The sequence below is a fragment of the Stenotrophomonas sp. Nf1 genome, from assembly GCF_003028475.1.
Classification (GTDB): domain Bacteria; phylum Pseudomonadota; class Gammaproteobacteria; order Xanthomonadales; family Xanthomonadaceae; genus Stenotrophomonas.
In genome coordinates this window covers 1-13,248 of sequence record NZ_PYTV01000004.1, presented here as the reverse complement: position 1 = coordinate 13,248, position 13,248 = coordinate 1, and the positions used below count along the sequence as shown (strand labels likewise).

General features: G+C 67.9%; 10 protein-coding genes. 7 read left to right on the top strand and 3 right to left on the bottom strand.

Features of this window, described 5'->3' with window-relative positions:
- Nucleotides 1-8 precede the first annotated feature (8 nt).
- Nucleotides 9-3,389, top strand: coding sequence for an SbcC/MukB-like Walker B domain-containing protein (locus C9412_RS08790; RefSeq protein WP_107231279.1), 3,381 nt, complete (start codon nucleotides 9-11; stop codon nucleotides 3,387-3,389).
- 91 nt (nucleotides 3,390-3,480) lie between these two features.
- On the opposite strand, the gene C9412_RS08785 is transcribed toward C9412_RS08790, so the two are convergent.
- Nucleotides 3,481-4,260, bottom strand: coding sequence for a sulfite exporter TauE/SafE family protein (locus C9412_RS08785; RefSeq protein ID WP_107231278.1), 780 nt, complete (start codon nucleotides 4,258-4,260; stop codon nucleotides 3,481-3,483).
- An 81-nt stretch (nucleotides 4,261-4,341) separates the two neighbouring features.
- On the opposite strand from C9412_RS08785, the gene C9412_RS08780 reads away from it, so the two are divergent.
- Nucleotides 4,342-4,734, top strand: coding sequence for a YchJ family protein (locus C9412_RS08780; protein WP_107231555.1), 393 nt, complete (start codon nucleotides 4,342-4,344; stop codon nucleotides 4,732-4,734).
- Here the strand turns inward: C9412_RS08780 and C9412_RS08775 are convergent.
- A complete protein-coding gene (locus C9412_RS08775; RefSeq protein ID WP_107231277.1) occupies nucleotides 4,716-5,987 on the bottom strand; it encodes a GGDEF domain-containing protein in 1,272 nt (423 codons plus the stop codon). The two genes, C9412_RS08780 and C9412_RS08775, sit on opposite strands and share 19 nt — an antisense overlap.
- 150 nt (nucleotides 5,988-6,137) lie before the next feature.
- On the opposite strand from C9412_RS08775, the gene egtB reads away from it, so the two are divergent.
- The 5 genes from egtB (at nucleotide 6,138) to C9412_RS08750 (ending at nucleotide 11,431) form a co-directional block, all read left to right on the top strand.
- Nucleotides 6,138-7,409, top strand: a complete 1,272-nt coding sequence (gene egtB, locus C9412_RS08770; protein ID WP_107231276.1) for an ergothioneine biosynthesis protein EgtB — start codon at nucleotides 6,138-6,140, stop codon at nucleotides 7,407-7,409.
- Complete coding sequence (gene egtD / locus C9412_RS08765) at nucleotides 7,406-8,380, top strand: L-histidine N(alpha)-methyltransferase (RefSeq protein ID WP_107231275.1); 975 nt, start codon at nucleotides 7,406-7,408, stop codon at nucleotides 8,378-8,380. The genes egtB and egtD overlap by 4 nt, the downstream gene beginning before the upstream one ends.
- A gap of 81 nt (nucleotides 8,381-8,461) precedes the next feature.
- A complete protein-coding gene (locus C9412_RS08760; protein WP_107231274.1) occupies nucleotides 8,462-9,712 on the top strand; it encodes a lytic murein transglycosylase in 1,251 nt (416 codons plus the stop codon).
- A gap of 61 nt (nucleotides 9,713-9,773) precedes the next feature.
- Nucleotides 9,774-10,640, top strand: a complete 867-nt coding sequence (locus C9412_RS08755) for a D-hexose-6-phosphate mutarotase (RefSeq protein WP_107231273.1) — start codon at nucleotides 9,774-9,776, stop codon at nucleotides 10,638-10,640.
- 26 nt (nucleotides 10,641-10,666) lie between these two features.
- Nucleotides 10,667-11,431: a GYF domain-containing protein gene (locus tag C9412_RS08750; protein WP_107231554.1), complete on the top strand. Its 765-nt coding sequence runs from the start codon at nucleotides 10,667-10,669 to the stop codon at nucleotides 11,429-11,431.
- A gap of 52 nt (nucleotides 11,432-11,483) precedes the next feature.
- On the opposite strand, the gene C9412_RS08745 is transcribed toward C9412_RS08750, so the two are convergent.
- Nucleotides 11,484-12,671, bottom strand: coding sequence for a benzoate/H(+) symporter BenE family transporter (locus C9412_RS08745; protein ID WP_107231272.1), 1,188 nt, complete (start codon nucleotides 12,669-12,671; stop codon nucleotides 11,484-11,486).
- Nucleotides 12,672-13,248 lie beyond the last annotated feature (577 nt).

Genomic DNA, 13,248 nt, shown 5'->3' with positions numbered 1-13,248 from the left:
ACCATCGCATGGCTATCTCCAAGCACACTCCCGCCCTGTTCAACGAAGGCCTGCCGGACCCGCGCCTGCAGCAGTTCCGCATGCGCCGCCTGCAGGTGCACAACTGGGGCACCTTCAACGGCCTGACCGAAGTGCCGATCGCCGAGCGCGGCTTCCTGTTTGTCGGCCGGTCCGGCTCGGGCAAGTCGACCCTGCTCGATGCCATGTCCGCGCTGCTGACGCCGCCGGCCATCGTCGACTTCAACGCCGCCGCGCGTGAAGCCGAGCGCAGTGGCCGCGACCGCAACCTGGTCTCCTACGTGCGTGGCGCCTGGGCCGACCAGCAGGACAGCGGCACCGGCGAGATCGCCACCCAGTACCTGCGCAAGGGCGCCACCTGGACCGCACTGGTGCTGGAGTACCGTGCGGGCGATGGCCGCGTGGTCAGCCTGGTGCGCCTGCTGTGGATCTCCGGCAACGGCACCTCGGCCGGTGACGTGCGCAAGCACTACATGATCGCCGAGCGTCCGTTCGATATCGCCAAGGACCTCGGCGGCTTCGACCTGGACCTGCGCAAGCTCAAGCAGAAGCTGGCCGACCTGCACCACTTCGACACCTTCTCCGGTTACGCCGAGCGCTTCCGCGACCTGCTCGGCATCGACAACGAGATGGCGCTGCGCCTGCTGCACAAAACGCAGTCGGCCAAGAATCTGGGCGACCTCAACGTCTTCCTGCGCGACTTCATGCTCGACACGCCGAAGACCTTTGACGCCGCCGAGCGTCTGGTCAGCGACTTCGCCGAGCTCGATGGCGCGCACCAGGCCGTGGTCACCGCGCGCCGCCAGGTGGAGACCCTGCTGCCGGCACGCGCCTACTACAACGACCTGAAGAGCATGCATCGCCAGCGCGGCGACGACGAAGCGTTGAAGCTCGGCGTCGACAGTTTCCGCGAGAGCCGTCGCCAGGCGCTGATCGAAGCGCGCCTGCGCGAGATGGACGTGCGCGACCGTGGCCTGCTCGGCGAAGAAGCCCAGCGCCGTGCCGCACTCGACAATCACACCGAACGCCTGGCCGAACTGGAACTGCAGCGTCGCCAGCAGGGCGGAGAGCGCATCGAGGAACTGGAGCGCGAGCAGGGCCGTGCCGAGGCCGAGCGTGACCGCCGCCAAGCCAAGCGCGAACAGGCTCGCGAGGCCGCACAGCAGCTGCAGGCCGAGCTGCCCGACGATGCCCATGGCTTCGCCGAACTGGTTGAGCGCGCACAGAACGAACTGCAGGACCGCCAGCGCGCCTCGGCGGCACTGGACGATGCGATCAGCGACCGGCTGGGCGGCAAGCGCGATGACGAGCGCCGCTTCGGTGAAGTGCGCCTTGAGCTGGAGGCGATGCAGCGCACGCCGTCCAACATTCCTGCGCCGATGCAGAAGCTGCGCGCGCGCCTGGCCGAGGAAACCGGCATCGCCGAAGCGGCGCTGCCGTTCGTCGGCGAGCTGATCCAGGTCCGCTCGGAAGAACAGAGCTGGCAGGGCGCCATCGAACGCGTGCTGGGTGGCTTCGCGCTGTCGCTGCTGGTCGATGACAAGCACTACAACGAGGTGGCCGAGTGGGTGAACCGTACCCACCTGGGCATGCGCTTCACCTACTACCGCGTACGCCGCAACGATGAAGCATTCGCCCGCGAGCCGTCGGCCAAGTCGCTGCTGCACAAGCTGGAGCTGCGCGACCACGTGTTCGAAGGCTGGCTGCGCCGTGAACTCGGCAAACGCTTCGACTACGAATGCGTGGATGCCAAGCAGCTGCGCAACGTCGACCGCGGCATCACCCGCGAAGGCCAGGTCAAGCATCCCGGTGACCGCTTCGAGAAGGATGACCGCAGTGCCGTGGGTGACCGCCGCCGCTGGATCCTCGGCTTCAACAACCACGACAAGGTCGGCGCCTTCGAGCGCGAAGCGCAGGAACTGGCCAAGCGCATCGCCGGCTGCGAGACCGACATCGCGCGCCTGCGTGGCCAGCGTGACCGCGACAACGAACGCCGCCTGGCCTGCCACGAGCTGGTCAGCATCAACTGGAACGAGATCGACATCGCTGCCCCGCAGCAGCGCCTGAGCGATATCGAAGCGACACTGCGCGACCTGCGCGAAGGCAACGCCGATCTGGCCAAGCTGGCCAAGCAGATCGACGCGGTGCGCGCCGATATCGAACAGTCGCGCCGCACCTATGAAGACGTCCGCGTCGAGCGTGGCCAGCTGGTCAAGGAACGCGATCGGCTCGACCGCGCGCGCCAGCAGAGCCGTGCACTGGTGCTGCCGACCCTGGCCCAGGAGCAGGAAGCCGGCCTGGCCGAGCGCCTGCAGGAGCAGGGCCCGCTCAGCCTGGAAACGCTGGAGGCGCACATGCGCCAGGTCAGCAATGCGCTGAACGAGCAGCTGTCGTCCTCACAGCAGGACCTGAACCGCATCGAGAACCAGCTGGTCGGTTGCTTCCGTCGCTTCATCCAGCAATGGCCGGAGGAATCGGGCGACTTCACCGTGTCGGTGGCCTCGGCCGAGGACTTCCTGGCCCGCCTCGAGCGCCTGGAACGCGACGGCCTGCCGCAGCATGAAGAGCGCTTCTTCGACCTGCTGCAGAACCAGAGCAAGAACAATCTGCTGGCGCTGCAGCGCCACAGTGCCGAGGCCCGCAAGTCGATCGGCCAGCGCCTGGACGAAGTGAACGCCAGCCTGGAACAGGTGCCGTTCAACCGTGGCACGCTGCTGACCATCGAGCTGAGCGACCGTCGCCTGCCGGAAGTCGGCGAGTTCCAGCAGCAGCTGCGCGAGGTGCTGTCGCAGCAGCAGACCGAACAGCGTGAGCTGGCCGAATCGCAGTTCACCGTGCTGCGCCAGCTGGTCAACCGCCTCGGTTCGCAGGAGGGCGAGGACAAGCGCTGGCGTGAACTGGTGCTGGACGTGCGCATGCACGTGGAGTTCATCGGCGTCGAGCTCGACGCGGAAACGCGGCAGCAGGTCGAGATCTACCGCAGTGGCGCCGGCAAGTCCGGTGGCCAGCGCCAGAAGCTGGCCACCACCTGCCTGGCCGCCGCGCTGCGCTACCAGCTCGGCGGTGCCGACAGCCAGCTGCCCAGCTATGCCGCGGTCGTGCTCGATGAAGCCTTCGACAAGGCCGACAATGAGTTCACCGCACTGGCGATGAACATCTTCGACAACTTCGGCTTCCAGATGGTGGTCGCCACCCCGCTGAAGTCGGTGATGACGCTGGAACCGTTCATCGGCGGCGCCTGCTTCGTCGAGATCAGCGGCCGCCACGACTCCGGCGTGTTGCTGATCGAGTACGACGAAGAAGGCAAGCGCCTGAAGCTGCCCGAGCGCAGCCGCCAGCAGGCCAGCGAACCGGAAGAAGCCGAGGCCTGACCCGGCCGGTTGAACGGGAATGCCGGCCAGCGGCCGGCACTACCGCTGGGTGGGTTCATGACGGTAGTGCCGGCCGCTGGCCGGCAACCCCTTACGAACCGCGCAACGTATCCCACGCCATCCGCGCGATCAGCACCACCACCAGGCCCACGAACAGCTTGCGGATGAAGGGCGTGCCGCCCTTCAGCGCCAACCGCGTGCCCACCACCGAACCGATGATGTTGGCCGCCGCCATCGGCAGCGCGAACAGCCACAGGATGTTGCCGGTCGGCACGAAGAACGAGATTGCTGCCATGTTGGTGGCCAGGTTCACCACCTTCGACGCTGCCGAGGCGCGCAGGAAATCCAGCCCGAAGAAGCGCACGAACAGGAAGATCAGGAAACTGCCCGTACCCGGCCCGAAGAAGCCGTCGTAGAAGCCGATCGCCGCACCGATGGCCAGCGCGATGGCCAGCTCGCGGCGGCCGATCTGCTGCGGCCGGTGCAGCGCGCCGAAGTCCTTCTTCCACAGCGTGTAGGCCAGCATTGCGATCAGCAGCACCAGCACCAGCGGCCGCACCGCGTCCTTGGGCAGCAGGCTCACCGCAGTGGCCCCGGCGAAGGAAAACACGAAGGCGGTAGCTGCGGCGAACAGCACCGGCTTCCACGGGAAGCGCACGTTGCGCGCATAGCGCCAGGCCGCCGCACCGGTGCCGAACATCGAACTGAACTTGTTGGTACCGAACAGCATCGCCGGCGTCTGCTGCGGCAGCACCGTGAACAGCCCCGGCAACTGCACCAGCCCGCCGCCGCCGACGGCGGCATCGACCAGGCCGGCGATGAAGGCGATCACCACCAGCCACCACAACTCAGGGGGAACCAGTTCCAGCACGGCGATCAATCAAGGTGGGGGCGCGACAGCATACGCCTATCGCCGATGGATGCCGGCGGCATCCCGCGCGACAATACGCACATGAGCCCAACGCCTGCCGATCCCTGCCCCTGTGGCCTGTCCGCCGACTATGCCGCCTGCTGCGGCCGCTTCCATGCCGGCGCGGCCGCACCCGATGCCGAGCGGCTGATGCGCTCGCGCTACAGCGCCTACGTGCGCGGCCTGGCCGACTACCTGCGCCAGACCTGGCACCCGGACACCCGGCCCGCCGAGTTGTCGCTGCAGGATGCGCCCGGCCAGCGCACGCAGTGGCTGGGCCTGACCGTGCACGAACACACGGTTACCGGTGCCGACAGTGCCGAGGTGCGCTTCACCGCCCGCTATCGGGTCGGCGGCGGCAGCGCGGTGAAGATGACCGAGCACAGCCGCTTCCGGCAGATCGACGGCCGCTGGTACTACCTCGACGCAGTCTGAGCGTCCGCCGGCGCGTGCACCCGGTTGCGGCCGGCGCCCTTGGCCGCATACAGCGCCTGGTCGGCGGCTTTGACCACCGCCAACGGACGCGGGTCGGTGCGGCTGTCGGCCAGCCCGATGCTCACCGTTACCTGCACCACCTGGCCGCTGCCACCGCGTCCGCGCTGCTGGCGCCCGGCCTCGTCGTCACGGCTGCGCGTACTGCGGTCACGCAGCTGCATGCGGGTGTCCTCAATACGCTGCCGCAAGGCCTCCACTGCATCCACGCAGTCCGCCGCCGGGCGGTCCAGGAACACCACCGCGAACTCTTCGCCCCCGTACCGGAACGCCTGGCCGCCGTCGCCCACCCGCGCCAACCGCGAGGCCACCAGGCGCAGTACATCGTCACCGGTATCGTGGCCATGGGTATCGTTGAACGATTTGAAATGGTCCACGTCCACCATCGCGATGCTGAAGGTGCCGCGTGCCCGCTGCAGGGTCTGGTTGAACGCGCGCCGTCCAGGCAGGCCGGTCAGCTCGTCGCGGAAAGCCATGTGGAAGAATTCCTGCAGCATCGCGCCCAGCATCAACAGCAACGCGGCACTGCTCAGCGCGGGCAGCAGGACCGGCTGCAGGAACACCCGCGGCAGCATCCACCACAGGCACAGCAGGGCCAGCAGCATGGCCGTGTGCAATGGTCGCGGGTATCGCCATGCGTGCCAGCCCAGCGCGGCGGTGGCCAGCAGGAACAGCAGGGCCGGCAGCTGCGCCAGCGCGTTCCAGCTGGCCGGGATCCAGGCCCAGTGACGATCAGACAGAAGATCGTGCATCCCGCGTGGCTGCTGCACCGCCAGCAGCAGGAAGATCATCAGCGCCACACCCCACACCACGCCGCGCAGCAGCAGGTCGTGACGACGGCGTCCGCGTTCGGGCCATAGCGCCAGCCCGCCGAACAGCAGCGGCACCCATGCCGAGACGGCGTGGAAGCGCAGAGGGGTCAACGGGTCGACATGACCGCGGCGCAGGTAGCCGCCGACATCCTGGTGCAGCAGGGCGAACACCAGCGCCACCACCAGCAGCAGGCACAGCGTGCGCATCTGGTGGTAGAGCAGGGCCAGGCCCGCACCGAGACAGGCCAGCAGCCAGGGCAGGATGCACTGCGCCGGGCTGGCCACGTCCTCGTTGCCCAGCGCCATCCACAGCACCAGCACGACCAGCACGGCGGGCAGCACGAACAGGTAATGCGCAGGCTGGCGGAGCGGATGCAGGGGCACGCAGGAAGTCCAGTGCGGTGACAACGCGGCCGCAGCACTGCCGTTAGCGGCGTTGACGCACGCTTCTTGAATGCGAGCCGGTCATCCATGTGAACGCGGTGACGCCGAACCATGACATCGCACTCACCCGCGGGCGCCGATCCTGCGGCCATGGACAGCGTACCCGTCGCCGTCGCTGCCCCGCAGCGCGATCTCGCCCGTCAGTTCGCCCGTGTGCGCAACCGCAGCGTGCAGCTGGCGGCGCCCCTCAGCGCCGAGGACGCCATGCTGCAGAGCATGGCCGACGCCAGCCCCGGCAAATGGCACCTGGCCCACACCACCTGGTTCTTCGAACGCTTCGTGCTGGCAGGCCTCCCGGCGGCAGCTGCGCATGACCCTGCCTGGGATTACCTCTTCAACAGCTACTACAAGAGCATCGGTCCGGCACACGCACGGCCGCAGCGGGGCCTGTTGTCGCGCCCCTCGCTGCAGCAGGTCTACGACTATCGCCAGCAGGTCGATGCGCAGGTGCAGGCACGGCTGGCCAACGGCGATCTTGACCCGCAGGCACTGCAGCACCTGCAGTTGGGCCTGCAGCATGAACAACAGCACCAGGAACTGCTGCTGACCGACATCAAGCACGCCTTCTGGTGCAATCCGTTGCAGCCGCCGTATCGCGAGGATCTGCTACCGGCCAGCAGCATCGCCAGCGCACAGGGCTGGGTCGAATCGCCCGAGCGCATCGTCACCGTCGGCGCTGCCGCCTGGCCTCGCCACGTCGCCTTCGCCTACGACAACGAGTCACCGCAGCATCGCGTGCTGCTGCCCGCCCACGCGCTGGCCGAGCGCCCGCTCAGCAATGCCGAGTACCTCGACTTCATCGAGGCCGGTGGCTACCGCGAACCGCGCTGGTGGCTCAGCGAGGGCTGGGCACTGCGCGAAACAGAAGACTGGCAGCATCCGCTGTACTGGGACGACACCCTGCAGCGCGAGTACACCTTGGGCGGCTGGCGCGAACTGGATCCGCATGCGCCGGTCTGCCACCTCAGCTACTACGAGGCCGATGCCTGTGCCCGCTGGGCCGGTGCGCGCCTGCCCAGCGAGTTCGAATGGGAGGCGGCCGCTGCATCGCGGCCGGTGAGTGGTCATTTCGCCGATGACGATCACCTGCATCCGCAGGCCGCGCAGGGCCACGGGCTGCGCCAGCTGTTCGGCGATGTCTGGGAGTGGACCCACAGTGCCTACGGCGCCTACCCGGGTTTCCGTCCGTTCGCCGGCAATCTCGGTGAATACAACGGCAAGTTCATGTGCGGGCAGTGGGTACTGCGCGGCGGCAGCTGCGCCACCCCCGGCGGCCATGTACGTGCCAGCTACCGCAACTTCTTCATGCCGCCGGCGCGTTGGCAGTTCTCCGGCCTGCGCCTGGCCCGGGATCCGACATGAGTACAGTGCACGACGCCCTGCAGGCGCTCACCGACCTGACCCCGGGCCGCCAGCAGATCCTGGCCGATGCGGTGGCAGGCCTGTCGCGGGCCTCGCGCCAGCTGCCCTCCAAGTACTTCTACGATGCGCGCGGCTCGCGCCTGTTCGAGCAGATCACCCAGACCCGCGAGTACTACCCCACACGCACCGAACTGGCCTTGCTTGATCGTGTCCTGCCGGACATCGCACGCGCCGTGGGCCAGCACCTGCACGTGGTGGAACTGGGCAGCGGCAGTGGCCGCAAGACCGCGCTGCTGCTGGCCGCGTTGCAGGACCCGGTGGCCTACACCCCCATCGAGATCTCGCGGGCGGCGCTGTTGTCCAGCATCGACCATCTGGCGCCGGCGCTGCCCGAGGTCGAGATGCTGCCGGTCTGCGCCGACTTCACCCGGCCTGTCGCAGTGCCCACACCCGAGCGCCGGCCTGCACGCCGGCTGCTGTTCTTCCCCGGTTCCACACTGGGCAACTTCGCCGAAGAGGATGCGGTTGCCCTGCTGCGCGCGATGCGCCACACCATGGGCGCTGATGGCCTGGCCTTGGTCGGCATCGATCTGCACAAGGACCCGGCGCTGATCGAAGCGGCCTACAACGATGCGCAGGGCGTCACCGCCGCGTTCACCCTCAACCTGCTGGCCCGGCTCAACCGCGAGATCGGCAGCGATTTCGACCTCGACGGCTTCCGCCATCGCGCCCGTTACAGCACCGCACGGCTGCGCATCGAGACCGACCTGGTGAGCCGCTGGGCGCAGGATGTCCATCTCGGTGGCCGAACTTTCCATTTCGCCGCCGACGAACCGATCCGCGTGGAGTACAGCCACAAGTACACCGATGACAGCTTCGATGCGCTGCTGCTGCAGGCCGGCCTGCAGGTCATGCAGCGTTGGGATGCCGACAGCCCGGCCTACGGCCTGCGGCTGCTGCGCGTCACCTAGCGGCCGGCAGCCGGCGCCGCTTCAGGTTCAGGCGCGGCGCTCGGCCTAAGATGGCCCTGCAACGGCAACACGGAGGACGCCATGCCCATCCTGACCACGCTCGGCCTGGCGGCCGCTCTGGCAACGGCACCACAAGCGCCGCCAGCAATGGCCACCGCCGGCGATCCGGCGTTTGCCCGCTGCATGGCTGGCCTGCAGGCCACCGCCGGCAGCCGCGGCATCAGCGCCGGGCGCTTCGCTGAGATCACCGCCGGCCTCACCCCGGACCCCAGCGTGCTCGGCCTGCTCGACGCGCAGCCGGAATTCACCACGCCGATCTGGGATTACCTGGCAGCACTGGTTGACCGCCAGCGCGTGGACGACGGGCGCGCCCTGCTGCAACAGCATCGCGATCTGCTGCAACGCGTGTCGGCCCAGTACGGTGTCGACCCGGCCACCATCGTTGCGGTCTGGGGTGTGGAAAGCGACTACGGGCGCGTATTCGGCAAGCGCCCACTGCTGCAGTCGCTGGCCACGCTGTCCTGCGCCGGCCGCCGCCAGCCGTTCTTCCGCGGTGAACTGCTGGCCCTGCTCACGCTGATCGACCGTGGCGACCTGCAGGCACAGGGCTTGACCGGCTCCTGGGCCGGCGCCTTCGGCCACACCCAGTTCATGCCCAGTACCTATGCGCGTATCGCTGTCGATGGCGATGGGGATGGCCGCCGCGACCTGGTCGGCAGCATCCCCGATGCGCTGGCGTCCACCGCCAACTATCTCAAGCGTGCGGGCTGGCGCACTGGCGAGCCGTGGGGCATGGAAGTACGCGTGCCGGCCGGCTTCAATGCCAGCCAGGCCGGTCGCACCCAGCGTCGCGCACTGGCGGACTGGCGCACACTGGGCGTGACCGCGCTGGATGGAAGCGCAGTGGTGCCGCCCAATCTGCCGGCCGACGCGCGCGCGGCCCTGCTGCTGCCCGCCGGCAGCAACGGCCCGGCATTGCTGGTGTTCCGCAACTACGACGCCATCTACAGCTACAACGCCGCCGAAAGCTATGCGCTGGCGATCGCCACGCTGGCCGACCAGCTGCGCGGCGGCGGTGGGCTGGCCACCGCCTGGCCGACCGACGATCCCGGCATTGGCCGCGACGAGCGCCGCCAGCTGCAGACCCTGCTGCTGGCGCGTGGCCACGATATCGGTGCCGCCGACGGCATGATCGGTGCCGCCACCCGCCGTGCGATCCAGGCCGAACAGCAGCGCCTCGGCTGGGCCACGGCGGACGGTCGTGCCGGGCAGCGCATCCTGCGCACGCTGCAACAGGAAGCGGCGGCCGGCACCGCCCCCGCCGCACGTTAGGTCTTGCCGTTCGCACACTGGCCGCGACATCATCGCCGCGGCCACCAAAGAGCGTCAGCGCATGCAATCGACTCCGGACATCAGCACCGGCCTGTTCCACGGGCTTGAGGCGTGGTTGGTAAGGACTCCCGCCGCCACTGCCGCCATCAGCGTGTTCGGTGGACAGCTGCTGTCATTCATTCCGGAAGGACAGCCCGACCTGCTGTGGTTGTCACCCGCGCGCGCCGCGCTGCCGACGCCGATCCGCGGGGGCGTGCCGGTGTGCTGGCCCTGGTTCGGCCGCCAGGACCAGGGCGATGATGTGCCGGCACACGGCCTGGTGCGAACCGCGCGCTGGCAGCTGCTGCAGGCCCGGCACGACGAGGACGGTGCGGTGGAACTGCAGCTGGCGCCTGTGGATGTCAATGCGTCCGGCCTGCGCCTGCAGATGCAGTTGCGCATCGGCCACCAGCTGCGCCAGCAGCTGACCATCGACAACATCGGGTCCTCGCCGCTGACCTTCACCCAGGCCCTGCACAGCTATTTCAGGGTGGGCGACGCCAGCCGGGTCGAGGTCGATGGCCTTGACGGCCTGCAGTACCTGGACAAATACGAGGAGGACGCACCGCCGCGGCAGCAGCAGGGACCATGGTCGCTGCGTGACCGGCGTGACCCGGGCCGTAGCGACCGCATCTATACCGGCGCTGCTGGCCACTACCTGCTGCGCGATCCGGTGCTGCAGCGGCAGATCGAGATCCGCAGCGAAGGCAGCCAGACCCTGGTGGTCTGGAATCCCGGCGCCGATGCCGCAGCGAAAATGGCCGATGTCGGCGATGGCTGGCGCGACTATGTGTGCCTGGAAGTGGCCAATGCCGGACCGGAGCGGATTACCCTTGCGCCGGGCGCGCGCCACCAGATGGCGCAGACCGTGGGCAGTGCCTCACAGTGACGATGGATTCAACAGGGATGGGCCGTATGCAGGATGCGCAGTGGTGGTATGCCAACAGTAGGCAGAGCGAGGGACCGGTGGACCTGGCCGGGCTGCGCCGCCTGCAGCAGGACGGAACCGTGACCGCGCGTACGCTGGTGTGGCGGGAGGGAATGCCGTCGTGGCGACCGCTGGCCGAACTGGATCCATCGGTGGCTGCTGCCGATCCGGTCGCGCCTTCGCCTGCTGCTGCCACTGCCGCCATTGCGGTCGCCGTCGCAGATCGCGCCGACCCCTATCGCGCACCTGTGGCGGCGCCCATCGCCACGCCGGCGGCAGGGCTGGACGGTGACATGGCGCTGTATGCCGCCGTGGTCGGGGGCAACTTCCCGATCTACCGTCAGCGCTGGCGGCTGGACCAGGGGGTTGCCGATGGCCGCGGCACCTGGCACTGGCCGGCGTTCCTGATCGGCGTGATCTGGATGGCGTACCGCAGGATGTACCGGCTCGCCGCCATCTGGGCCGGCACACTGGTGTTCTTCAGCATTGCCGAAATGCTGCTGGGGGTGCCTGAAGGCCTGTCGGTGATCATCACCCTGGGGCTGAACACCACCGCTGCGCTGTATGCCAACCGCTGGTACCTGGCCCACTGTCAGCGCGAGATCGCCCGCGCCAGGGCGCAGGCCGGAGGCGATGAGGCACGCCTGCACAGTGTGCTGGCCGCGCGCGGCGACACCCATGCGCCGGCCGCGGCCATGGTGGCCATCGTCGTCGTCGCGGTGATGCTGGTGGCGCAGGGGCTTGCCGGCTGAGGCCGGCGTGGTGATCACCTGCGCCGGCGTCGTCGTGGTTTGACCTGATCGTTCAGGGCGTCGTCCTGGCCCGCAGCACCAGCAGGCACAGCGCACCGGCTACCAGGCCCCAGAACGCCGAGCCGATGCCGGCCAGGGAGACGCCGGAGGCGGTGACCAGGAAGGTGACCAGTGCGGCCTCGCGGTCGCGCTCCACCGCCAGCGCACTGGCCAGGCTGTTGGCGATGGTGCCAAACAGCGCGATACCGGCCACGCAGGCCACCAGTTCCTTCGGAAAGGCAGCGAACAGTGCGGCCACGGTGGCACCGAACAGACCGATGGCGATGTAGAACGCGCCAGCGGCCATCGCGGCGATATAGCGGCGCGCCGGATCCTCATGCGCATCGCGACCCATGCAGATCGCCGCCGTGATCGCCGCCAGGTTGAGTGCATAGGCACCGAAGGGCGCCAGCAGTGTATTGACCACACCGATCCACCCGATCAGCGGCGACACCGGGGCGTCGTAGCCGGACGCGCGCATCACCGCCACGCCCGGTATGTTCTGCGAAGCCATGGTGACCACGAACAGGGGCAGGGCGATGCCGGCCACCGCCGTCCATGACAATGACGGGGTCACCCATTGCGGTACCGCCAGCTGCAGCTGCACCTGCTGTGCGTGCAGCAGGCCACGACTGGCCGCAACCGCAATGCCGACCAGCAGGGTGGCGATGACCGCATAGCGCGGGAACAGGCGACGTCCGGCCAGCCAGGTGGCGAACATCGCCAGCGCCAGCAACAGCTGGGTGTTCATTGCCACGAACACCTCCAGGCCGAAGCGCAGCAGCACCCCGGCCAGCATCCCGGCCGCCAGCGCCATCGGCACCCGCTGCATCAGCCGCGCGAAGATGCCGGAGAACCCGGCCAGCATGCCCAGCACGGCGGCAAGCAGGAAGGCACCGGTGGCTTCGGCAAGCGACGCGCCGCCGGCACCGACCACCAGCATGGCCGCGCCCGGGGTCGACCATGCGGTCACCACCGGCACCCGATAGCGCAGCGACAGCCCGATGCAGGTTACGCCCATGCCCAGCCCCAGCGCCCACATCCACGAGGCGATCTGCGCCTGGTCGGCACCCACGGCCTGTGCGGCCTGGAACACGATCACCGCAGAACTGGCGAAACCAACCAGCACGGTGATGAAGCCGGCGACGATTGCCGGTACCGAAAGATCGCGCCACCAGCCATGTCGCACCTGCATGTTCATTGCTCGCTCTCCACTGTGCATCCCTACATTGATAGTGGTTGCGGCGTTGACCGCGCAACGCGCGGGCAACGCCGCAGTGATCGTCGAGCGTACGTCATGCGTGATGTCGGGGTGCTTCTGTCATCAACATGCAAAAAAGAGCTTGACGAAATCTGCGGGATCTCTAGAATTCGCTCCCTTGCTGCAGCGCATCGCTTCTTCGGAAACGGCACGCAAACAGCGACGCCATCACCGACGAACGAGATGATCGAACGAAGGTGTTGACGGACTCGAAAAGTCCGGCATAATAGGCGGCTCGCAACGACGAAAGACTCTCGGGTCCAACGACGAAGCGGCATCGGCAACAACGTCCACTCCGGTGAGACGGCCTTGAAAAAAGGTGTTGACGAAGCGGAAAAGCCGGCTATAATGGGCGGCTCGCTACGAAGGAAACTTCGCAGCACACGGGAATGGCGCTGAGGCCACTTCCCAAGATCTTTGAAAGTATGCGCAGGTATCTTGTGAAGGCGCCTGCAGGAAGGATGATTGTCCATCTTGCAGACGTTTGATCAAGCAACTATTAATTGTTTTAAAGCAA

Bases quoted from the DNA above. Each gene is read 5' to 3' on its own strand.
- C9412_RS08790 (WP_107231279.1), top strand. From the start codon at position 9: ATGGCTATCTCCAAGCACACTCCCGCCCTGTTCAACGAAGGCCTGCCG.
- C9412_RS08780 (WP_107231555.1), top strand. From the start codon at position 4,342: ATGAGCCCAACGCCTGCCGATCCCTGCCCCTGTGGCCTGTCCGCCGAC.
- egtB (WP_107231276.1), top strand. From the start codon at position 6,138: ATGGACAGCGTACCCGTCGCCGTCGCTGCCCCGCAGCGCGATCTCGCC.
- egtD (WP_107231275.1), top strand. From the start codon at position 7,406: ATGAGTACAGTGCACGACGCCCTGCAGGCGCTCACCGACCTGACCCCG.
- C9412_RS08760 (WP_107231274.1), top strand. From the start codon at position 8,462: ATGCCCATCCTGACCACGCTCGGCCTGGCGGCCGCTCTGGCAACGGCA.
- C9412_RS08755 (WP_107231273.1), top strand. From the start codon at position 9,774: ATGCAATCGACTCCGGACATCAGCACCGGCCTGTTCCACGGGCTTGAG.
- C9412_RS08750 (WP_107231554.1), top strand. From the start codon at position 10,667: ATGCAGGATGCGCAGTGGTGGTATGCCAACAGTAGGCAGAGCGAGGGA.
- C9412_RS08745 (WP_107231272.1), bottom strand. From the start codon at position 12,671: ATGAACATGCAGGTGCGACATGGCTGGTGGCGCGATCTTTCGGTACCG.